This is a genomic window from Oceanidesulfovibrio marinus (assembly GCF_013085545.1).
Taxonomy (GTDB): domain Bacteria; phylum Desulfobacterota; class Desulfovibrionia; order Desulfovibrionales; family Desulfovibrionaceae; genus Oceanidesulfovibrio; species Oceanidesulfovibrio marinus.
The window spans coordinates 511,998-532,752 of record NZ_CP039543.1 but is presented as its reverse complement, the minus strand read 5'-3'; the positions used below and the strand labels follow the sequence as shown (position 1 = coordinate 532,752).

Genomic DNA, 20,755 nt, shown 5'->3' with positions numbered 1-20,755 from the left:
TCTCTCCTTGTCGTCATGCCACCCGAACCACCTGAAACATGCCCGCCTCCATGTGGTAAAGCAGATGGCAGTGGAAGGCCCAGTCTCCGCGCTCGATCGGTGTTATCAGTGCGGACACCACCCCGCCGGGCTTTGTGAGAATGGTGTGCTTGAACGGCAGCTTGTCCGCGCCGTTCTCCATTTGCATCCACATGCCGTGCAGATGGATGGGGTGCTCCATCATAGTGTGATTGACCAGGAACAGCCGCAGTCGCTCGTTGTGCCGGAAGAAGTACGGCCCGGGTTGTTCGGTGAACTTCCGGCCGTCGAACGAGAACATATAGCGTTCCATGTTCGCGGTGATGTTGATGGTCATCTCGCGGTCCACCGTGGTGGAGTATGGCTGCGGTTCGGCCGAGACCAGATCGTCGTAGACGAGGACGCGCCAGCCGTCCTCCCCCAGGCCGATGCCCGGCTCGTCCAGGCGGTAGCGCGGATTGTTGACCACCATGATGACGTTGACGCCGATGTCGTCCGGCTTGAAAGGCTCGGGGCCGTTCGGTCCGGGAATGCGCGGGTCCGGCTGCTTGGGCTGCTTGCCCTGGCCGTCCATCTGCATGTCCCCGTGTTTCATATCGCCCATCATCACGCCAAAAATGTTGTCGTCCATGCCGCCCATGCCGATCTTTTCCAGCTGGCGCACGGGCCGCGGCCGCAATGCGGGAGGAGGCACGTGCATGCCGGCGCGGGGCGCCAGAGTGCCGCGGGTGTAGCCGCTACGGTCCAGCGATTCGGCGAAGATGTTGAATGCCTGGTCTTTGCTGGGCCGGACGAGCACGTCGTACGTCTCGGCCACGCCGATGCGGAATTCGTGCACGGAGACCGGCTTCACGGCCTTGCCGTCGGCCATGACGACCTCCATGTCCAGGCCCGGAATCCGCACGTCGAAATTGGTCATGGTGGAGGAGTTGATGAAGCGCAGCCGTATGGTTTCGCCCGGGTTGAACAGTGCGGTCCAGTTCATGCCCGCCGAGTGGCCGTTCATCAGGAAGGTATAGGTGTGGCCTGTCACATCGGCCAGATCCACGGGACTCATGCGCATGTTGCCCCAGGCGTTGCGCTCGGCGATCGTGTCCAGCAGGCCCATCTCCCGGACGTCCTTGAAAAAATCCGCCACCGTCCGGCGCTGGTAGTTGTAGTAGTCACCCAGAATGTTGATGTGCCGGAAGATGGCTTCCGGGTCCTCGAACGACCAGTCGGAGAGCACCACGGGGTAGTCCCGATCGTAGGTGAAGGGCTCGCCGTCCTTGGGCAGGATGACCAGCGGCCCGTACGTGCCTGTCTGCTCCTGGAAGCGCGAGTGGCTGTGATACCAGTACGTCCCGGCCTGCTTGACCCGGTAGCGGTACACATAGGTCTCGCCCGGCGGGATGCCGCGGTAGCTCACGCCGGGCACGCCGTCCATGTTGGCCGGCACCAGTATGCCGTGCCAGTGGATGGAGGCGTGCTTCGTGTCCATGAGCTCGTTGGTCACGCGCAATGTCACGTCATCGCCCTCGCGCAGATACACGAGCGGCCCGGGCACGGAGCCGTTCACCCCGGTGGAGACGCCCTCGCGGCCGTCGATCGTGATGGGCGAGTAGCCGATGGTCAGGTCGTAACTGGACTTGGGGCTGCGCTGCTCGATGCCGGGCGAGGTGGACAGCGCCCAAGCCGGCAACGGCCAAACGCACTGCATTCCGGCCAAAAAGATGCCGGTTTTCTTGATGAAGCTTCTTCGAGAAAGGTCTTTGCAACCACTCATATATATTCCTCATGAAAGATAGTTTATTTTTCATCATGCCATAGACGGATAGATTAAACCACCCGCCGCCGAATATAACCCGATCAGCGATGCCCCTGGCGCGCATGAGGCAGGTTTGTGCGCCCTCGCGTCACGGACAGGCGTCGCAACCCTGGTGGAGTGTCGTGCCCCGGCCTGCAAGCCATCCTGCGGGCGTGCTCCCTGGGCTAACGCCTGTCCATCACCATGGCCCGTACTGAAAGCCTCAGCATGTTGGATACATTGGGCGGACATGCTCCTGATGCACGACAAGGAGGCCCCCGAGGAAGTCGGTTGCCTTGCTGCGCGATGCTGCACTCCGGACACCCTCGACCACGACGGAAGGCCGCACGGTAGCTATGCCATCATCCGCCGCGCTGTGCGCGCGGATCGCGGTTCGCAGAATCGTTCGGCCGACGCAACGAATTGGCGCGTCACCGCGAACGGGCGCGCCATCCGACATCAGAGGGTTGATGAAAACGGAAGGTGGGGTACTGCTAGTTCTGCTCGTTCGCAGCCTGCTGCTCCAGCAGAGCCAGCACCTCTTCGGTAAGCTGCGGAAAGCGGCGCGCCGTGTAGTAGTGGCGCGCGTAGTACGGATCGTTCAGGGAATCGACCACAACGCCCAGGTGGGTGGAGGCGTGGATCATCCGGGAGTCGCCCAGGTAGATGCCCACATGGCTGACCCGGCCCCGGCGGCGGATGTCGAAAAACACGAGATCGCCGGGACGCAGCTCCTCGCGCTTCACGGGTTTGCCCAGCACCACCTGGCTGCGGCTGCCGTGGGGCAGCTCCACGCCGAACTGGCCGAACATGAAGCGGGTGAAGCCGGAGCAGTCGAAGCCCTTGGGCGTGGTGCCGCCGTAGCGGTAGCGCGTGCCGATGTAGGGCTTGGCCACATCAAGGATACGCGTTTCCACGACCGAGGCGGCCAGCTTTTTGTCTTGGGATTCAGTACAGTTGGAGGCAACAGCCGGGCCACTGGGGCGGCAGGCGCGAGCAGTGACATCCGGTTGCCTGGCGGCGCAGGCGGAGACCAGAAGAAGAGCGGCGGCCAATACGAACAGGCGCAGCGGCATGGGTCGGGACGTGGTCGAACGTCGTCTCATGACATGAAGTGTTCCGCTGTGTCAGGCGCCGGAGTTATCAGAATGTACGGTCCGGATAGTTGCATACCCTTGTGACGCCATCCGCGACGGTGTATACTAAATGTTTAGACTCCGGTAAAGTTTTTTTTGGGTATAACTGGCCGCCATCGCTGTTGATTTTTGCAACATTCTGAAATTGTCATTAAATCATTCTCTGTATTTTATTTCAGGATGTTGCTAGATGAAAAAGGCTTGTTTCGTTCACCTTTTCCGCAACACGGACCGGGTAAGTTTCGGGAAGCCGTGTGAAGGGAAAAATCCGCCTGAATGGCCTCCATCCGCGGGCGCGCCGAAGGCAGGTACTTTCTTCAAGCCGGCGCACAAAGCCACACGAGCACCGCAGCTCTGACAGACCGACCCGGAACATCCGTTCAAATACACAGGAAGCCGCACCGGAGCCTTTTGCATGGACACGACCATCGCACTCTCCCCCACCACCCTCGTCGCCGTGCTCATGAGCCTCGCCGCCGGCTTCGCCTACGTCAATATCCGCGTCACCCGGCTGCCCATGACCATCGGGCTCATGCTCATCTCGCTGCTCTTTGCCGGCGGGCTGCTGCTTGCGGAGGCGCTGGGCGTTCCGGCCGGGGCCACGGCCGAGTCCATCGTCAGCTCCATCGACTTCAGCGACCTGCTCCTGGAAGGCGCCCTGGGCCTGCTGCTCTTTGCCGGCTCGATCCACGTCAACTTCAACGACCTGGCCGAGCAATGGGCCGAGATCGGCCTTTTCGCCACCCTGGGCGTAGTCCTTTCCACCATGCTCGTAGGCGTGGCCACCTGGGCTGTCAGCGATATCCTCCATCTGGGCCTCGCACCGCTGGAGTGCTTCCTCTTCGGCGCGCTCATCTCGCCCACAGACCCCATCGCCGTACTCGGCATACTCAAACGCGCCGGCGCGCCCCAGAACCTGGAAACCAAGATCACCGGCGAGTCCCTGTTCAACGATGGCATCGGCGTGGTCGTCTTCCTGGTGCTCTACAAAATGGCCTACAGCGGCGAGCTCATCGGCCTCTCCGAGGTGAGCTTCATCTTTGTGGAAGAGGTTCTGGGCGGGCTGGGCCTCGGGCTGGTGGGCGGCTTCATCTGCTACCGGCTGCTTAAAAGCGTGAACCACCCGCAAGTGGAGATCATGGTTACGCTGGCCCTGGTTATGGGGCTCTACGCCTCGGCCCAGGCGCTGCATTTCTCCGGCCCCCTGGCCTCGGTGGTGGCCGGTCTGCTCATCGGCAACCGCGGTCGCGCCTTTGCCATGAGCGAGGCCACCCGCCAGCATCTGGACACCTTCTGGGAGCTGGTGGACGACATCCTCAACGCCCTGCTCTTCACGCTCATCGGGCTGGAGGCCCTGGTAGTCAGTCTGGAGATGAACCACATCATCGCCGGCCTCGCCGCCGTGGTGGTGGCCCTGGCGGCGCGTACCATCTCCATCTCGGTGCCTGTGGCACTGCTCGTACATTGGCGCAACTTCGGCAAGGGCACCATCCGGGTCATGGCCTGGGGCGGATTGCGCGGCGGCATCTCCGTGGCCCTGGCGCTGTCTCTGCCGGCCACGCCCGGGCGCGAAGTGCTGCTGACCATGACCTACGTGGTGGTGGCCTTCTCCATCCTGGTGCAGGGGCTGACCATCAAGCCGCTGGTGGAGAAGCTCGCGGTCACGCGCCAGCCCGTTCCGGACGCCCACTAATCAATCGTCCGGGAACCGCCGGGCACTCCTTTTCGCCACCTTTCCCTGCACACTCCGGCATCTTTTGCTCACGCCGGGGCGGATGTCCGATCTACTGGACATCGGGCCGGATCACAGGGCCATTCCTCACTCCCAGGGACGGTATCCCGTCTCAATCAGTATGGTTGCGAAGCCCGCTTCGGACCGTTTCAACAATTTCTCTGCGCGTGGCCCTCTGCGCATCCTCCCGTCTTTATAGAAACCTTCTGCCACAAGGGCTGCAATTGAAATTGGTCGCATGAATCACCATAAAGTTCGGCTCCTCCGCGGACGATAGGGAAGATGTCACTGGCATAATCTGAAAACCCGAATGCAAAGGAGGGATGCGCACCCAAGGATGCACACAACGTGATGCCTGTGAGCTAAGCAAGGAAGCATTTGCTCAACATGAATCCATTCAAGGAGGAACGGAATGTCTCTGGTTATCAATCACAACTTGATGGCAACCAACGCAGCGCGCAACCTGCGCACTTCGTATGGTGACCTTGGCACCTCTGTCCGTCGACTCTCCTCCGGCCTTCGGGTCGGCACGGCGGCTGATGATGCTGCGGGTCTCGCCATTCGCGAGCTCATGCGGTCGGATATATCTGCCCTGAACCAGGGTGTGCGCAACGCCAACGATGCCATCAGCCTGATTCAGACGGCCGACGGCGCCCTGGGCGTTATCGACGAAAAGCTGATCCGCATGAAGGAACTGGCCGAGCAGGCCTCCACCGGTACCTACAGCTCCGACCAGCGTCTGATCATCGACTCCGAGTATCAGGCCATGGCTTCGGAAATCACCCGTATCGCCAACGCCACGGACTTCAACGGCGTCTACCTGCTCAACGGCAACCTGTCTTCGAGCAGCCACGACGGCTCCGGTCTGCAGTCCACCGGCAAGATGAAGGTCCACTTCGGCACGGCCAACGACTCCGCCGAGGACTACTACTACATCCAGATCAACAGCGCGACCGCGTCGAGCCTGGGTGTGGGCAACCAGTCCGCAAGCGGCGACGGCTTCTCCATTTCCACGCAGGAAGGTGCGCAGAAGGCTCTCGTGGCCCTGGAAGACGCCATTGTCTCCAAGGACAAAATCCGCGCGAACCTGGGCGCTCTGCAGAACCGCCTGCAGAACACCATCACCAACCTGGAGATCCAGTCCGAGAACCTGCAGGCCGCCGAGTCCCGCATCTCCGACGTGGACGTCTCCTCGGAGATGACGAACTTCGTGCGCAACCAGATCCTCACCCAGTCCGCGGTGGCCATGCTCTCGCAGGCCAACTCCCTGCCGCGGATGGCGATGCAGCTGCTCGGCTAGTTCCGCGCAACGCATCACTCATCGAGGCTACCAGGCCGGGCCGCTTCGGCGGTCCGGCTTTTTGTTTGGCGGGTCCGGCCTTCGTTGACTGGCCATGGGGCAGAGCGTATCGTGCCGAACGGAGGACATGGCTTTGGCCAACGACGAACACAAGACCAAACTGTCGAGACGCGAGCTGTTCACGAAGTTCCGGCCTGGCGGTCTGAGCGACTGGGCCGATCGCGTGCGCTCCCGGCTGGACGAGAGCCTGCCGGACGAGGACGAGCGCCCCAAAAGCCGTGGCAGGAAAAGCGCCGGGGCATCGCCGGAGAATCGTGCGGAGTCTCTACCCGGCCGAGCCCTGGAGGCCATCAGCCTGGGGCAGCCGGACGAGGCCATCGCGGCCATGCGGCCGTACGTGAAGGAGCATCCCAAGAACAGGGAGGCGCGGCTGCTGCTGGGCCGCATCCTGTACCGGGACGGCGCCATCGTGCAGAGCCGCGTGGAGTTCGAGCGCGTCGTGCGCGATTCGATCGGGGACAGCCTCTACCGCTGGCCCGCCTCCTGCGCCTCGCTGTGCCTGGCCTGCGCCCTGGCGCGTTGCGGCAAGCTGGACAAGGCGGCCGCCAGGCTGCGCATATCCCTGGACGAAGACAGGCCCGAGGCAGCGCCCACCCTGGAGGGGCTGGCCACGGCCCTGGAGAGGTTCGCCAAACAGGAAGACACGGATGACGCCTCCCTGGACGCGGCCGTGGACGGCCTGGTGGCGACCCTGGAAAACTATATCGAGGCGGCCTACTCCACCACCATGGAGATGGCGGCGGATCTCGCCACAGGCGACGCTCCGCAGAAGGTCGACACCACGGAGACGGCCGCAGGCTGATTCCGTTTTTACACCAACCCGCACCACCCCAGAACCTGCCCCCTACGCAGTAACACGGAGGCCCGTACATGGCTCATCGACACCACCGCCCGGCACATCGCCACGCATACCGCGGTCTGCTCGCAGTCCTCATGCTGTGCTCGTTCCTGATTATCACGGCAAAGCCGGCAACGGCCGGACTGGACATCGTCAAAACAGCCAACAGCGCTATCCGCGCGCACCAGGCAGGCGACCGCCACGAGGCCCTCGCCCTCTACACCCTGGTCATCGACTCCAACGAGCTCAACCACGGCGAGCACCTGCTCACCTACGTCTACAATAACCGCGGCGCCCTGTGGCGCGACTTCGGCCAGTACGACAAGGCCATCGACGACTTCACCCACGCCATCGACAACCGGCCCGATCCGGTGAGCTACATGTCGCGAGGCAACACCTGGGTGGACCTCGGCGACGACCGCCGGGCCATCGAGGACTACACCGCCTCAATCCGCATGCGGCCAGACTACGCCCGCGCCTACAACAACCGCGCCTTTGCCTGGCTCAACCTGGGTCAGGTCGACAATGCCAAGGCGGACTTCGCCCGGGCCAGGCAACTCGATCCGTCCATAGAAAACCTGACCATGGACTAACGCAGGCTGTTGAAGACCTCCCGCTGGCTGCTGTGAGAAGACGTTCCAGCAGCTTCTTGAGAGCCAACGAACGAAATCATAGCAAAAGGCCGGCCGGTGTACGCACCGGCCGGCCTTGCATATTGCGTAGCCGAAAGGCTGGATTGCAAGCTAGAGGCAGGCGGACCCGTTGAACTTGACGGAGAGGATCTCGTACTCCACGCGGCCGCGGGGCACCTCCACCACCACCTCGTCACCTACCTCCTTGCCCAGCAGGGCACGGCCCACAGGCGACAGGACGGAGATGGAGCCCTTGTTGGGCTCGGACTCGTCCGGACCGAGCAGGGTGTAGGTCTTGGACTCGCCGCTCTCCACGTCTTCGATCTCCACAGTGGCGCCGAAGATAACGGTCTCGCCGCCAAGGGTCTTCAAATCGATGACGTTGAACTGCGGTAAGCGGGACTCGATGTAGTTGATCCGCGCTTCGAGCATGCCCTGGCGCTCACGCGCCGCGTCATATCCGGCATTCTCTTTCAGGTCGCCCTCTTCGCGGGCTTCCTTGATGGCCTGGATAACGCCCGGCCGCTCGCTCTTGAGCCGTTCGAGCTCATCCTTGAGTCGCTTCAATCCTTCCTGGGAAATGGGAATACTGCTCATGTCAAATCCTTGGGAAAAACCTTCGGTTGTGGAATAGAAAAAGGACGTCGAATACCGCCGCGACGCACATGCGCGCGCCGGCGTATCGACAGATTCGGCATCCGAGGGAAAGTGGTTGGTAAGGCAAAAGGGGCTCGTGGTCAAGTCCTTCAGGACCATTTCCCGCTGCCGCAGACCAGTTTTTCAGCAGCCCTGCCCCCATGACCAACCTGCTGCTGTTTGAAAAGTATTCCTTTTTCTGTTTTCATGCAAATACGGTAAACTTGACGACGCAACAGGACCAGACCATGACCCTCACTACCCAACAGAGAAACGAGCTGCGCGAGCGCATGCAACGCGAGATAGACGGCCTGGAGGAATCCATTGCACGGCTGGAGCAGGGCCTGAACCCCGTGGCTCCCGACGCGGCCATCGGCCGGCTCTCCCGACTGGACACCATGCTCAACCAGGGCATCAACCAGTCCTCGCTCTCCCAGTCGCGCACGCGCCTCGTCCGTCTGCAGCACGCGCTCAAGCGCATCGACGACCCGGATTTCGGCACCTGCGCCGAGTGCGGCGAGGCCATCCCCATAGCCCGGCTCCTGGCCCTGCCGGAGTGCGACTGCTGCGTGGAGTGCGCCGAGTAGGTCGCCGCCTCTGGCCCGCTTGTCCTACCTGCGTTATACAGGATTCACCCCCCGCGCTTCCTGGCGCGATTTCGCGCATCCTGCTGAAGGAGGTTCGACATGCCGCTCATGTTCCGCCGGACACACTCGCTGCTGTGCCGCCGTTCGCTCCTCGCCGCTTTCTTCCTCGGACTCGCCCTCCTTGCATCTCCCGCGGCCGTGCACGCCCAGACTGCGGACCAGGATGCCGACCAGACAGCCGACCAGGCCAACCAGACCGTGGTCCAGACTGAAGCCCAGCCCAGCTCGCAACCCGATACACGGGCCGGCTCCATCGACGAGGACTGGGACATGGTCGAGAGGCCGCCCGCGCCGACAATCGAGGACGTCACCGTCAAACCCGACACCGCCCTGCTCATCCTGGACATCGAGGAGCGCACCTGCAACGCCGAGCGCCGGCCCCGCTGCCTGGACACCGTGCCGCGCATCGCGAAGCTTATGGACAAGGCGCGCGAGACCGGCATCACCGTGGTCTACAGCGTCACCACCAAGGGCTCCATCCGCACCATCCTCGACCCGGTGAAGCCGCATCCCGGTGAGATCGTCGTGGGCTCCAGTGTGGACAAATTCTGGAACACCAACCTGGAATCATACCTGAACAGGCGCCGCATCAAAAACGTCATCATTACCGGCACCGCAGCGCATGGCGCCGTGCTCCACACGGCCACCGCCGCCGGCTTCCGCGGCATGCACATCATCCTGCCGGTGGACTGCATCTCGGCCGAGGACCTTTATGCCGAGCAGGCCACGGTGGAGCTGCTGCTCACCGGCCCGGCCACGCGCGGCAAGATCACCATCACGCGCAGCGACCGCATGACCTTCCCGGCGGAATAGGCCGGAGCGGTCAGCCGTCCGCTTGATGACCGGGAATCGACGCGCCGGACTCCGGCGTTGCTTCCGACGGAGAAACAACGCCTTACAATAAACCGCCATTGGTCGCAGGAGCGGTCCACCTCTCTGTGTGCCGTTGCGCTGAATTGTTGCGCCCCACTGCGCCAGTTCCCCTCCTCAAGAACATCACTTTTCCCTTGCAGGGCGGGCGCTTCGGGCATAGCGTGATCGGCCCATGTCCATGCAACAGCCCACATCGCACACGCCGCCTGCAGCCTCGCCGTCCGGCATTATCGCGGCGCTGGGCTCCTTTCTGCTCTGGGGCGTGCTGCCCCTCTACTGGAAGCAGCTGGATACCATCCCCTCCTTCGAGATCCTCTGCCACCGCATTGTCTGGTCCGCCGTGTTCACGGCCCTGGTGCTTGTCCTGGCCGGCCGCTTCCACGAGGTCCGCGAGGCCCTGGCCTCCAGGCGCACCATAGCGCTGCTCCTGATCAGCAGCGTGCTCGTCTCGGCCAACTGGGGGCTGTACATCTGGTCCGTGAACCACGCCCACGTGGTGGAAGCGTCCATGGGCTACTACATCAACCCACTGGTCAACGTGCTGCTGGGGATGGTGTTCTTCAAGGACAAGCTGCGGCGGCTGCAATGGGTGGCTGTGGGCTTTGCCATAACCGGCGTGCTGGTGATGGTTGTTGATTTCGGCAGGCTGCCGTGGATCGCCCTGGGCCTGGCCTTCTCCTTCGGCTTCTACGGCCTGGTGCGCAAGGTGGTGGCCGTGCTGCCCGTGCCCGGCCTCTTTCTGGAGACCCTGCTCCTTTCCCTTCCGGCCGGCGGCTACATCCTCTGGCAGGAGATGCACGGCGTGGGCGGCCTGGTCACCGGCGGCGGGTTGCAGATCACGCTGCTCGTCTGCGCCGGAGTCGTCACCTCCATCCCGCTCCTGCTGTTCACCTTCGGAGCGCGGCGGCTGCCTCTGCCCACCCTGGGCATCGCGCAGTACCTCTCGCCCACGTGCATGTTCCTGCTGGGCGTCTTTGTCTTCCACGAGCCATTTGGCGCAACCAAGCTCGTAACCTTCGCCTGCATCTGGACGGGTGTGGCCGTGTACGTGACAGACGGCCTGATCGAGCATCGGAAGATCACGCAGGTGCGGAGCGCCGAATAACGTTCAAGCCTTTGCCCCGGCCCTTCAACGCTGTCCCGGCCGGGTCCACCAGTCTGTCATGCAAGGACTTCCTTTCCTACTCGTCATTCTTTCGGCCGCGGCGCACGGCTACTGGAACTTCCTGTTCAAACGCGCCTACGACAAAGACGCCTTTCTGGGCCTGAGCAAGCTGGCCGAGCCGGTCATCTACGCCATCCCCTTCGCCTTTGCCGTGGCGCGGTGGGGGCTGCCCCTTGATGCGCTGTGGTTCGCCGCCGTGGGCACGCTGCTGGCCGTGGCCAACTATGTCTGCCTGGCCAACAGCTACAAGCGGCTCGACCTGACCATAGCCTACCCGGTCTCCCGAGCCAGCACGATCTTCCTGCCGTTTCTCGCCTTTCTTTTCTTTGGGGAACGCATCGACGGCGTGGGCTGGGCCTCGGTCATCTGCGTCACGGCCGGGGTGCTGGTCATCCAGCTGCGGAACTTTCGGCCGTCGCGGCCAACGCTGCGCATGGACGGGGCCGGCTGGGGATTCGCCCTGGCCGTGCTGGCCGCCTTTACCGTGGCGCTGTACACGCTGTGGGGCAAGGAGGCCGTCCGCCACATCCACCCCTTCATCTACATGTACTGCTACACCCTGGCGTCCAATGCGTACTTCATCCCGTCCCTGCGACGGCTGGAGCGCGGTGCCGTGCGCCGGGAGTGGAGCCTGAACAAGTGGCGCATCCTGGCCGTGGCCACGCTGAACACTCTGTCCTTCGTGCTCATGCTCTTTGCCCTGAACCTGGGCAAGGTGACGTACGTGGGTGCGCTGCGGCAGATCAGCCTGGTGGTGGGCGTGGGTCTGGGCTGGTTCATGCTGCGGGAGCAAGTCACCCTGCCCCGCGCCGTGGGCGTGGCCCTGATCATCGTGGGCGCGTGCCTGACCTATGTGGCGCGGTAGACGCCCCAGTTACGTCCCTTCCGGACCGATCTCGATGACCGCCAACTCCGGACGGCAGAGGAAGCGGAAGGGAATGCCGTCGGTTTCACCGAGCCCTCTGCTCACGTAGAGGTCCATGTTCTGCAGCCGGTACAGGCCGGACTGGTAGCGGGTGCCGGTATAGGTGCCGGTGATGATTGCGCCGGGCCAGGGGAACGAGCCGTGGCCGTCCTGGAGCAGCCGCAGAAAAGGGAGCCGCACCTGGCCGCCGTGGGTATGGCCGGCAAGCATGAGATCGTAGTAGCCAGTGGGCTCGGCAAAGACCACCATATCCGGCGAGTGGTAGAGTACGCAGCTCAGATCGGCGCCATTGACTGCTGTTTGCAGCAACTGCATGTCTGGATGGTAGTAGTCCATCCCGGTAATCGATACGGTGTTGCCGTCGATCACCACGGATTCTCTGCGATTGCGGACCGAGCGCACCAGTGTCCGCTTGAACAGCCGTCCTTCGTAGCCGCGATCCCAGTTGCCGAATATGGCGAACATGGGCGTCGTTGAGTCAAACTCGTGGATGAAGCTGCGAAATCGCTGCATGTCGGGCGGCGTTCCAGTGCCGTGATCGACATAGTCCCCAGTAAAGAGAACTAAATCCGGCTCCAGACTGTTCACAAGGCCAGGAATGCTATCGTCATTGCCCCGGTACGTCAGGTGCATGTCGGTCACCTGGACGATTCTCAGAGTCCGGCTCAGCTTGTTGTTGACGAGCCGCGTACGCGTCACTTCAAAGCGGTTGGGTTCCGCGAGACCTTCTGCAGCAAGGAGGGGCACGCCTGCAACGCCCAGCAGGGTGCTTCGGATAAAGGTGCGGCGTTTCATTCGTGCATCGTATAATGTTTCCGGAAGCGGCGGAATAGCCGCTTCAAAAAAACCGGCGCCGCCACATCGGGCCGGCGCCGGTCGAATCAGGCAAATCGGCTGAACACTCGCGCATCTTCGTCTTGAGACAAGACGTATACCCTAGTTCTGCGCGCTCGTCTGCAGCACCTGCTTGTACGCTTCCTCGCAGATCTTCGGGCAGGCGTCGGAGCTGAACATGTTCGGCGTGTCCGAGCAGTACTGCTTGCAGCTTTCCAGGTCCTCGGACAGAAGCTGCTGCGACACGGGCCGGAACTGCTCCACACACTGGGCATACTCGGGCACGAACCTCTTCAGGTTCGGGCTGTACATCTTGGTGTGCCAGCAGTAGGAGCCGCGAACCCGGGAAATGATCTCTTGGCGCATGGCCTCGTCGTACAGGTAGAGATCGTTGTGGTTGTTGGTGAAGCCGTACATCGAGGGCGTCTTCAGCAGAAAGATGCGCTGCTGCCGGTCGTAGTGCGGGAACTTGTGGAAGCGGTAGCGGCCCTGGGGATAGGCGTTCTTCAGCGCGGTGAACTCGCTGAGTCGGGTGATGGGCCGTTTCACGCCAAAGAGGCGGTCCTTGTAGAAAAACAGCGGGTAGTAGCCGTAGGTGTTGGCCATGATCACGCCCGTATCCACCGTGAAGATGGGCGCGCCGTGCATGAACTCCAGGCCCAGGGTGATGTTCGCAATGGTCTTGGTGAAGTCGGCGTTCGGATCGTGCTTGGCCTTGCGCAGCGCCTTGACCGCGTCTTTGTAGGGCATGCCGAACTGCGCGCCGGGAAGCATCTGGGCAGACGCCGTGGAGGCGGAGCAGACGAAGAACGCCGCGGCCAGAAGCAGGGCCAGCAGCAAAGCGGCCAGGCGGGTGTCGGCGATGGAAGCGACTCGGGATTCCGGAGCGAACCGCAGGGATTTGGACAGCGGAGACATCGGGTAGATCGTGAAGGACATGGGGGATTCTTTTTTTGTGCTTGGGCGCGAGGCGCCTGTGGATACGGATTGTTGGCTGCCTGGGACGAAAAATCGCGCCGCGCGAGGCCCTGAATCACCGTGCCGACAAAGCCGCTTTCGCCGCCTGTCCAGCCGGACCCACCGCGCGCCCTTCGTATTTATCACCAGCCCTTTTGACTGTCCAGATACCGAACCCGACATCAGAGCGCATTGACGCAGCACGAGTTATGTCGCATATAATGGATGTTGCGGTCATTACATACCATGCCGGAATGATACCCGGCGTCAAAAACCCCGGAGGGTTGATAACATGCTGTCAATCAAGAACCTGCACGTCAACATTGGCGAGCGGGAAGTTCTTAAGGGGATCAACCTCGATATCGAAGAAGGATCCACCTTTATTTTGTTTGGGCCCAACGGCTCCGGCAAGACGACCCTGCTCATGACACTGATGGGTTTTGGCAACTACGAGATCACCGAAGGCTCCATCATGTTCAAGGGCGTGGACATCACCCACGCGCCCATCTATGAACGCGCCCGCCTGGGCATCGGCATGTCCTTCCAGCGGCCGCCCACCATCCACGGCCTCAAGACCAGCCACCTGGTCGAGATGTGCGGCCAGGGCCGCAAGGTGGACGTGGAGGGCCTGGCCAAGCAGGTCAACTTCGACCAGTTCCTGGATCGCGACATCAACGCCGGCTTCTCCGGCGGCGAGATCAAGCGCTCCGAGCTGCTGCAGCTCATGGCGCAGGAGCCGTCCCTGGTGCTCTTCGACGAGCCCGAGTCCGGCGTGGACCTGGAGAACATGCACCTCATCGGCAAGACCGTGAAGCAGCTCCTGGAGAACGACATCCAGCCCATTCCGGACAAGTCCATGAAGGAGCTCAAGAGCAAGCGCACCACGTCGGGCCTCATCATCACCCACACAGGCTACATCCTGGACTATATCAATGCAGACAGGGGCCAGGTGCTCTACAACGGCTACCTCTGCTGCCAGGCCAACCCGCGCGACATTCTGGAGCACGTCGGCAAATACGGCTATCAGGAATGCGTGCGCTGCCTGCAGTAACCGCCCCACCCCGCATATACGGAGAACACCATGGCTGAACACGATATCGATCTGTCGCAATTCGACTTTACCAGTGCGCAGTGGGACACCCCCATCGAGGACCTCACCACCCTGAGCGAAGAGGACAAGAAAGAGCTGCTCATGGCCGGTGTGGACGTGCTTGAACGCGAGCGCAGCGGCTCCTTCCTGCACATGAACCACGGCAACGCCCACTGCAAGTCCAAGGTTCCCGGCGTCGAAATCCTCGACATCAAGCAGGCGCTGGAAAAGTACGATGGCCTGCCCGAGTACTACTGGCAGAAGGTCGACAAAAACAAGGACGAGTACACCCGCGCCACCGCGGAAACCCTGCACGGCGGCTACTTCATCAGGTCTGAGAAAGGCGCCAAGATCAAGGAGCCGGTGCAGTCCTGCCTCTTCATCAAGGGCGAGAAGGTGGGCCAGAACGTCCACAACATCATCATCGCCGAAGAGGACTCCGAGCTGCACATCCTCACCGGTTGCTCCGTGGCCCACGGCGTGAAGGAAGCGGCCCACCTCGGCATCTCCGAGATCTACGTGAAGAAGAACGCCACGCTCACCTTCACCATGATCCACAACTGGGGCGAGGAAACCTCCGTGCGGCCGCGCACCGCCGCCGTGGTGGAGGAAGGCGGCTCCTTCGTCAACAACTACGTGCTGCTCAAGAGGGTGAAGGACCTCCAGTCCTATCCCATGATCCACCTCAACGGAACGGGCGCCGTGGCGCGGCTCAACTCCATCATCGTTGCGCCGGACGGCTCCTACGTGGACATCGGCGGCGGCGTGCACATGAACGCGCCGGACACCCGCTGCGAGATCATCGCCCGCACCCTGACCACCGGTGGCACCATCGTGAACCGCGGCTTCATCGGCGGTAACGATGTTCCGGCCCGCGGCCACCTGGAGTGCAAGGGCCTCATTCTCGGCGGCGGCGTGATCCACGCCATCCCGGAGCTGAAGGCCACTGTGGACGGCGTGGAGCTCTCCCACGAGGCCGCCGTCGGCAAGATCGCCCAGGAAGAAATCGAGTACCTCATGGCCCGCGGTCTGGACGAGGACGAAGCCACCTCCACCATTGTCCGCGGCTTCCTGAACGTGGACATCATGGGCCTGCCGCCGGAGCTGCGGGAAATCGTGGAAAAGACCGTGGCCAACACGGATACGGACTCCATGTAGCCCGACGCATCAGGCAAAAAGGTCCATAGACGCACCGCGGCCATTACACATCGAGACCACCGGGCCGGCGTTTCAGCAAGGAGCGCCGGCCCGTTTTGCATGCAGAGCCCCCTGAACAGCCAACCGGAGCGAGCAACCGTGGCCCAACGATTCTTCGACCACTACCCAGTGTTCTATGAGACCGCCCAGGCCGGACCCCACCCCAACCGCATGAACAGCCGGCACGAGGTGATCATCGAGCCGCACCGGGAGCTTTTGCAGGGGGCAACGGTGTTGGACCTGGCCAGCCACGACGGCCGCTGGTCCTTCGCCGCTCTGGAGGCAGGTGCGGAAAAGGTTATCGGCGTGGAGGCGCGGGGCGAACTGGTCCAGCGCGCACGCGACTCCTTCGAGGAGCTCGGCGTGGACAAGGACCGCTACGAGTTCATCGCGGGCGGCATCTTCGAGACCCTGCCCCGATTGTCCAAGAAAATAGACACCATCTTCTGCCTCGGCTTCTTCTATCACGTGCACAACCACGTGGCCCTGCTCACCGAGCTCCAGCGTTTCGAGGCCCGGCGGCTCTTCCTGGACACGAACATATCCATGCTGGACGCCAACGTGGTCGAGCTGCGCTACGACAACGCGGCCAAGCCCGGCGACGCCTTTTGGGACGCCTCGACCAAGGACAACAAGATCATCGTGGGCTGGCCGTCGCGCAAGGCCCTGGCCATGATGCTCGGCCACTTCGGCTACGCCTGGAAGGAGCTGGACTGGTCCGGCCACGTGCAGCGCGACCGCTCCGGCATCGAGGAGTACGACGAAGGCTGGCGCATCTCCCTGCTGGCGGAAAAAAGCTGATAACAGGCCGCGGGTACCCCCTCACGCCTGCGAGTGGCGTCGAACCATGACGTTTTAAAGAAATTTCATTCTTTCAATAGATTAGATACTTTCAAATCAAACCCTAGACTTTCTCTCCATATTCCGTAACACTCTGGAAAAAATACGGTTCAAGGATTCTCAATGCCTGGATACAAAGTGCATCTCACCGGCGGGGCCGTCCTCGCCGCCGGCGCCTTCACCGGCGCTTTTTTTCTCGGCCTCTACAAGCCGGACCTGTTCTCCGGCGCCGCTCTGCTCGCCACGGCGTGTCTTGCCGCACTCTTTCCGGATGTAGACACGAGCTCCAAGGGCCGCGGCCTCTTCTACGGCATCCTCGCCGTGGTGGACATCGGGCTCATGATCATGGGTCAGTGGCAGTGGGCCGCCGTGGTCGGCCTGGTGGCCATGCTTCCGGCCCTGGACAACCACCGCGGCTGGACGCACACGTGGTGGGCCATGCTGCTGGTGCCCGCGGTCATCCTCGGCGCAGCGCACTTCGCGCTCCATCCGTCCGTGCGCGTCCTGCTGCCCTTCTACGGCGCGGCTGTTGTGGGCTACTTCTCCCACCTCGCGCTGGATCGTGAGTTCTAAGCCCGTCACTCCGCGCGTTCGCCTCTCCCGGAGCGTCGGAAACGCCCGAAATGACTCGCCCGATCTCTTTGTCGGGAGCGTCCTGACTGCGCGACTGCGGATCGAACCCGTGGCGTATTACTACTTGCCCTGATAGCTGATGCGGTAGACAACGCCGTTGGAGTCGTCGGCCACGAGCAGCGCGCCGTCCTTTGCCACGGCGATGCCTGCCAGCCGTGCAAACTGCGTACGCCCGTCATCCATCAGGAATCCCGTGACAAAATCCTCGAATCCGGTGGGCTGCCCATTGGAATCGAACTGCACAAAGGCGACCTTGTACCCCGTGGGCGGACAGCGGTTCCAGGAGCCGCGGAACGGCACAAAGGCTCCTGTGCGATACTTCTCCGGGAACATGTCCCCGTTGTAGAACACGAAACCCAGGGGCGAGCTGTGCGCTTGGTATGTCAGCGTCGCCGGTGTCGTCTCGTCCAGAAATCTGGACACAGTTTCGGGCTGTTCCCGCTCCCACACCGGATCCGGCTGGTTCTTGCCATAGACCCACGGCCAGCCATAGTGGTTGCCCTGCGCCAGCAGGTTCAGCTCCTCGGGCGGGATGTTGTCGCCGCGGCCGTCCGAGCCGTGGTCCATGCCCCAGAGCTTTTGCGTATCCGGATGCCAGTCAAAGCCGATGGTGTTGCGCAAGCCCTCGGTAAAAATGGCTCGATCGCTGCCGTCGAGCTCGGCGCGCAGGACTGTGGCGTGCTCGCTGTTCTGCTCCTCGCAGGCATTGCACGAGCTGCCCACGGAGATGTAGAGCTTGCCGTCCGGGCCGACGCCGAGGGTACGGTTGGGGTGGCGGCCGCCACGCGGCAGGTCGTCGATAATGACCTTGGGGTCCGCAAAGGTATCCCCCTGCCGCCGGGCCAGCCAGACCGTGGTCGGCGAGGCCAGGTACATGCGGTCCTCGTGAATAGTGATGCCGTGGACCCTGGGCAGATTGCGGAACAGAGGCCGCACGTCGTCGGCCGCACCATCCCCGTTGGTGTCGCGCAGCACGAGGACGCGATTCTGGTCCGGCGTGGTCAGGTAGACGGCGCCGTCCGAATCCACGGCCATCATCCTGGCGTGGCCCAGATCACGCGCGAAAATGTCAATGCGGAAGCCATCCGGCAGCCGAAGCTGCTGTATCCGTTCGGCCGTGGGCTGGCGCGGCGAGGGCACGAACGCCTCCATGCCGGTGTCCTGCGGACAGTCCCAGGCGTATGTCTGACTGTCCCCGCACGAAACAGCCAGGATAATGCCCATGCAGATAATACCCAACGCGATGAATCGCTTCACGGTTCCCCTCCATTGTAGACGGCCCGGCGTGGGCCGTTGAGTTCCCATTTTGCAACAATAGCGGCGCGCCGTGCCTGGTATCAAGAAGGAGAGTGGGAATATGTCGGGGAGTTGACCCGGCCCCAGGCCAAATCCTGGAACGGATGCACCACATGTGGCGTGCAGGGTGACGCGTGAGACACGGCCACAAAGCGCCATACCGCCGCATCGCATTGTCCAAAAATATGGACGGAGGAAACGCTATCGGATGGTCTTCTTGAGCTTCTTTTTGTAGCGCAGGCGGTTGAGGTATCCGGCCAGGAAACCGGACGGCTTGATGGTGCCGGAGAGCGTCTCGACCGGATGGAAGTAAAGATCGAGCACATGGTGCGCGTCTGCCCCGGCGCGGCGCAGCATGGCCGCGCACCCGGCGCAGGAGGCCGCGATGGGCAGCCCCTCGGACTGCTCCAGCCGGCTGCTCGTCCAGTTGTCGGCCAGGGCCGCGTCCACGCAGCCGACCGAGCCGCCCTCTCCGCAGCACTGCGTGCGCCTGCCGGTCCGTTTGGGCTCGTGCACACCCAGCCGCCTGACCTCCAGCAGCTTGCGCGAGGCCGCGCGCACGGGCTCGTCATGCCGGAAGGGGCAGGGATCGTGGACCATGACCTCCACGGCCGATCGCTCCGGCGCCGGACCCTCGGCATCGGCCAGGAGCTCGTACACCGTGCGGATTTCCAGCCCGTCGCCATAGGCGCGGAACGTCTTGGTGCAGTTCGGGCAGGCCGTCAGGATGGTGGAGACGCCGGCCTTGAGCAGCCGCTCGCGAATAGCGCCGAAACGCATCGCAAAGAACTCCTGCCGGCCCAGGTCGTGCGAGGGCTTGTGGCAGCAGTCCAGCACCACGCCGAGGTTCGGCACAAGCTCGTGCAGGCGAGCGGTCAGCGCTGCCGTGGCCGCCGGACGCGTGCCGGGCAGCGTACAGCCGGGGAAGAGCACGGTGTCGCAGCCTTGCGGGATGGCGTAGTGCGCGAACAGCCGGGAGTGACCCCGCGCCTCGTACGAGAGCAGCCGGCGGTACGGCTTCATTTCCGCAACGCCTTTATCCACGGCGCTGCGCCGCATGGCCAGGAACATCCGCGCGGGCTGCACGCCCTGGGGGCATATGGCCTCGCACAGGCCGCACAGGCTGCACTCAAAGGCCACGGCCTCGGTGATGGAGCCGGAGCGCAGACGGCCGGCGATGGTAAAGGGATCGCCGTACTTGTTGAGGAACGCACAGTGCTTGACGCAGGCGCCGCAGGACGTGCACGTCTCGCGCACGGTGTCCAGTTCTTTGGACAGCTCGTCGGCCAGGGCCGGGTTCTGACGAATGGGATCGATGGATGACACGACCGATCACCCCGCAAGTATTTTCAGATAGAGGTCGCCCTTCAGGCCACCGACCTTGCGCCCCAGGCCCCGCAGGCGGATGGGACGGCCCACGGCAAAGTCCGGCGGCAGCGTGACCTCCACGGTGGATGGTTTGCCCGAAAGGCCGTGATGGATCTGCAGGCGCAAACGCGCTCCGGGCCGGAGGTTCTGCGGCGGCAGGTGCACGGTCTGGGTCTCGTCCAGCCAGCCGCGGAACCACTTCTTCACGGCCGTGCCCATGCCGTTGCTCATGTCCACGGAGTGTCTGGAGTCGCCCCACTCCACGTCGATGCGCTTGACCGGTTTGGGCCGGCGCGTCTTGCGGACCGGTTGCTTTCCGGCCATGGGCGAGGCTTGTCCGGGCTCCCTGCCGTGGGTCTCGCGCACCTGGCGGTAGATGTCCTCGAACACCTGCCTGGCAAAGGGGTCTTTGAGGATGGTGTGCAGCACCTCCTCGCGATTCACGGTGTGTTCCTTGGAGGCGGTCTGTCGGGCCTGTTTGGCGCGGGCCTTGGCTGCCTGCTCCTCGGCGCGGCGCCGGGCCTCGGCGTCGGCGGTCTGCTGCGCTTTGGCCTTGGCCTCGGCCTGCTCCCTGGCTTTGCGCTCGGCATCGCCGCCGGCGCCTTCCAGGTGCTCCTTGAGGATGACGTACGCCTCGTTGACACGCTGAAAATCGCGCGACGCCGAAGAGTTCTCGGGATGCAGGTCGGGATGCAGCTCAAAGGCCATGCGCCGGAATGCGCTTTTGACCTCCACGAGGCTTGCTTCGGGTTTGACCCGCAGCAGGGAGTAGGCTTGCTTGAGCGTCACCCG

Annotated in this window: 20 protein-coding genes; 12 read left to right on the top strand and 8 right to left on the bottom strand. The window is 63.0% G+C overall.

From position 1 onward, the window contains the following. Nucleotides 1–13: 13 nt before the first annotated feature. Nucleotides 14–1,783, bottom strand: a complete 1,770-nt coding sequence (locus E8L03_RS02425; RefSeq protein ID WP_171266467.1) for a copper resistance system multicopper oxidase — start codon at nucleotides 1,781–1,783, stop codon at nucleotides 14–16. A 515-nt stretch (nucleotides 1,784–2,298) separates the two neighbouring features. Next, entirely contained in the window at nucleotides 2,299–2,910 is a 612-nt protein-coding gene (locus tag E8L03_RS02420) for a C40 family peptidase (protein WP_144305571.1), read from the bottom strand. Nucleotides 2,911–3,355: 445 nt separating this feature from the next. Between E8L03_RS02420 and E8L03_RS02415 the strand changes: the two genes are divergently transcribed. The 4 genes from E8L03_RS02415 to E8L03_RS02400 all read left to right on the top strand — a co-directional run bounded on the left by E8L03_RS02415 (nucleotide 3,356) and on the right by E8L03_RS02400 (nucleotide 7,463). Then, on the top strand, nucleotides 3,356–4,633 hold the full coding sequence (locus E8L03_RS02415; protein WP_144305570.1) for a cation:proton antiporter: 1,278 nt from the start codon (nucleotides 3,356–3,358) through the stop codon (nucleotides 4,631–4,633). Between the two features lie 451 nt (nucleotides 4,634–5,084). After that, nucleotides 5,085–5,972, top strand: coding sequence for a flagellin N-terminal helical domain-containing protein (locus tag E8L03_RS02410; RefSeq protein WP_144305569.1), 888 nt, complete (start codon nucleotides 5,085–5,087; stop codon nucleotides 5,970–5,972). 127 nt (nucleotides 5,973–6,099) lie between these two features. Beyond that, nucleotides 6,100–6,834, top strand: coding sequence for a tetratricopeptide repeat protein (locus E8L03_RS02405; protein WP_171266466.1), 735 nt, complete (start codon nucleotides 6,100–6,102; stop codon nucleotides 6,832–6,834). A 68-nt stretch (nucleotides 6,835–6,902) separates the two neighbouring features. After that, nucleotides 6,903–7,463, top strand: a complete 561-nt coding sequence (locus tag E8L03_RS02400; protein ID WP_171266465.1) for a tetratricopeptide repeat protein — start codon at nucleotides 6,903–6,905, stop codon at nucleotides 7,461–7,463. 150 nt (nucleotides 7,464–7,613) lie between these two features. On the opposite strand, the gene greA is transcribed toward E8L03_RS02400, so the two are convergent. Continuing rightward, the gene (greA, locus tag E8L03_RS02395; protein ID WP_144305566.1) at nucleotides 7,614–8,099 is read right to left on the bottom strand and encodes a transcription elongation factor GreA; all 486 of its coding nucleotides are present in this window, start codon (nucleotides 8,097–8,099) and stop codon (nucleotides 7,614–7,616) included. A 287-nt stretch (nucleotides 8,100–8,386) separates the two neighbouring features. On the opposite strand from greA, the gene E8L03_RS02390 reads away from it, so the two are divergent. From E8L03_RS02390 to E8L03_RS02375, 4 genes are all read left to right on the top strand, one after another. Beyond that, complete coding sequence (locus E8L03_RS02390; RefSeq protein ID WP_144305565.1) at nucleotides 8,387–8,725, top strand: TraR/DksA family transcriptional regulator; 339 nt, start codon at nucleotides 8,387–8,389, stop codon at nucleotides 8,723–8,725. Between the two features lie 99 nt (nucleotides 8,726–8,824). Then, nucleotides 8,825–9,598, top strand: a complete 774-nt coding sequence (locus tag E8L03_RS02385) for a cysteine hydrolase family protein (protein WP_244963634.1) — start codon at nucleotides 8,825–8,827, stop codon at nucleotides 9,596–9,598. A gap of 232 nt (nucleotides 9,599–9,830) precedes the next feature. Further along, nucleotides 9,831–10,763: an EamA family transporter RarD gene (gene rarD, locus E8L03_RS02380; RefSeq protein ID WP_244963632.1), complete on the top strand. Its 933-nt coding sequence runs from the start codon at nucleotides 9,831–9,833 to the stop codon at nucleotides 10,761–10,763. 58 nt (nucleotides 10,764–10,821) lie between these two features. Then, complete coding sequence (locus E8L03_RS02375; protein ID WP_171266464.1) at nucleotides 10,822–11,688, top strand: EamA family transporter; 867 nt, start codon at nucleotides 10,822–10,824, stop codon at nucleotides 11,686–11,688. 9 nt (nucleotides 11,689–11,697) lie between these two features. On the opposite strand, the gene E8L03_RS02370 is transcribed toward E8L03_RS02375, so the two are convergent. Both E8L03_RS02370 and E8L03_RS02365 read right to left on the bottom strand, forming a co-directional pair. Further along, on the bottom strand, nucleotides 11,698–12,543 hold the full coding sequence (locus tag E8L03_RS02370) for a metallophosphoesterase (protein WP_171266463.1): 846 nt from the start codon (nucleotides 12,541–12,543) through the stop codon (nucleotides 11,698–11,700). 141 nt (nucleotides 12,544–12,684) lie between these two features. Continuing rightward, nucleotides 12,685–13,521: a hypothetical protein gene (locus E8L03_RS02365; RefSeq protein WP_171266462.1), complete on the bottom strand. Its 837-nt coding sequence runs from the start codon at nucleotides 13,519–13,521 to the stop codon at nucleotides 12,685–12,687. 310 nt (nucleotides 13,522–13,831) lie between these two features. Here E8L03_RS02365 and E8L03_RS02360 point away from each other — a divergent pair, with 310 nt between their 5' ends. The 4 genes from E8L03_RS02360 (at nucleotide 13,832) to E8L03_RS02345 (ending at nucleotide 17,239) form a co-directional block, all read left to right on the top strand. Next, nucleotides 13,832–14,590, top strand: coding sequence for an ABC transporter ATP-binding protein (locus E8L03_RS02360; RefSeq protein ID WP_144305561.1), 759 nt, complete (start codon nucleotides 13,832–13,834; stop codon nucleotides 14,588–14,590). Between the two features lie 30 nt (nucleotides 14,591–14,620). Then, nucleotides 14,621–15,787, top strand: a complete 1,167-nt coding sequence (locus tag E8L03_RS02355; protein WP_144305560.1) for a SufB/SufD family protein — start codon at nucleotides 14,621–14,623, stop codon at nucleotides 15,785–15,787. Nucleotides 15,788–15,925: 138 nt separating this feature from the next. Then, nucleotides 15,926–16,627 carry a class I SAM-dependent methyltransferase gene (locus E8L03_RS02350; RefSeq protein ID WP_171266461.1) on the top strand — a complete coding sequence of 234 codons (702 nt, stop codon included), beginning with the start codon at nucleotides 15,926–15,928 and terminating at the stop codon, nucleotides 16,625–16,627. 162 nt (nucleotides 16,628–16,789) lie between these two features. Next, complete coding sequence (locus tag E8L03_RS02345) at nucleotides 16,790–17,239, top strand: metal-dependent hydrolase (RefSeq protein WP_144305558.1); 450 nt, start codon at nucleotides 16,790–16,792, stop codon at nucleotides 17,237–17,239. Nucleotides 17,240–17,359: 120 nt separating this feature from the next. Here E8L03_RS02345 and E8L03_RS02340 read toward each other — a convergent pair whose 3' ends face one another. The 3 genes from E8L03_RS02340 to E8L03_RS02330 form a co-directional block, all read right to left on the bottom strand. Beyond that, entirely contained in the window at nucleotides 17,360–18,556 is a 1,197-nt protein-coding gene (locus E8L03_RS02340) for a PQQ-dependent sugar dehydrogenase (RefSeq protein WP_171266460.1), read from the bottom strand. 240 nt (nucleotides 18,557–18,796) lie between these two features. Continuing rightward, nucleotides 18,797–19,921: a heterodisulfide reductase-related iron-sulfur binding cluster gene (locus E8L03_RS02335; RefSeq protein WP_171266459.1), complete on the bottom strand. Its 1,125-nt coding sequence runs from the start codon at nucleotides 19,919–19,921 to the stop codon at nucleotides 18,797–18,799. Between the two features lie 6 nt (nucleotides 19,922–19,927). Continuing rightward, nucleotides 19,928–20,752, bottom strand: coding sequence for a DnaJ domain-containing protein (locus E8L03_RS02330; RefSeq protein WP_144305555.1), 825 nt, complete (start codon nucleotides 20,750–20,752; stop codon nucleotides 19,928–19,930). Nucleotides 20,753–20,755 lie beyond the last annotated feature (3 nt).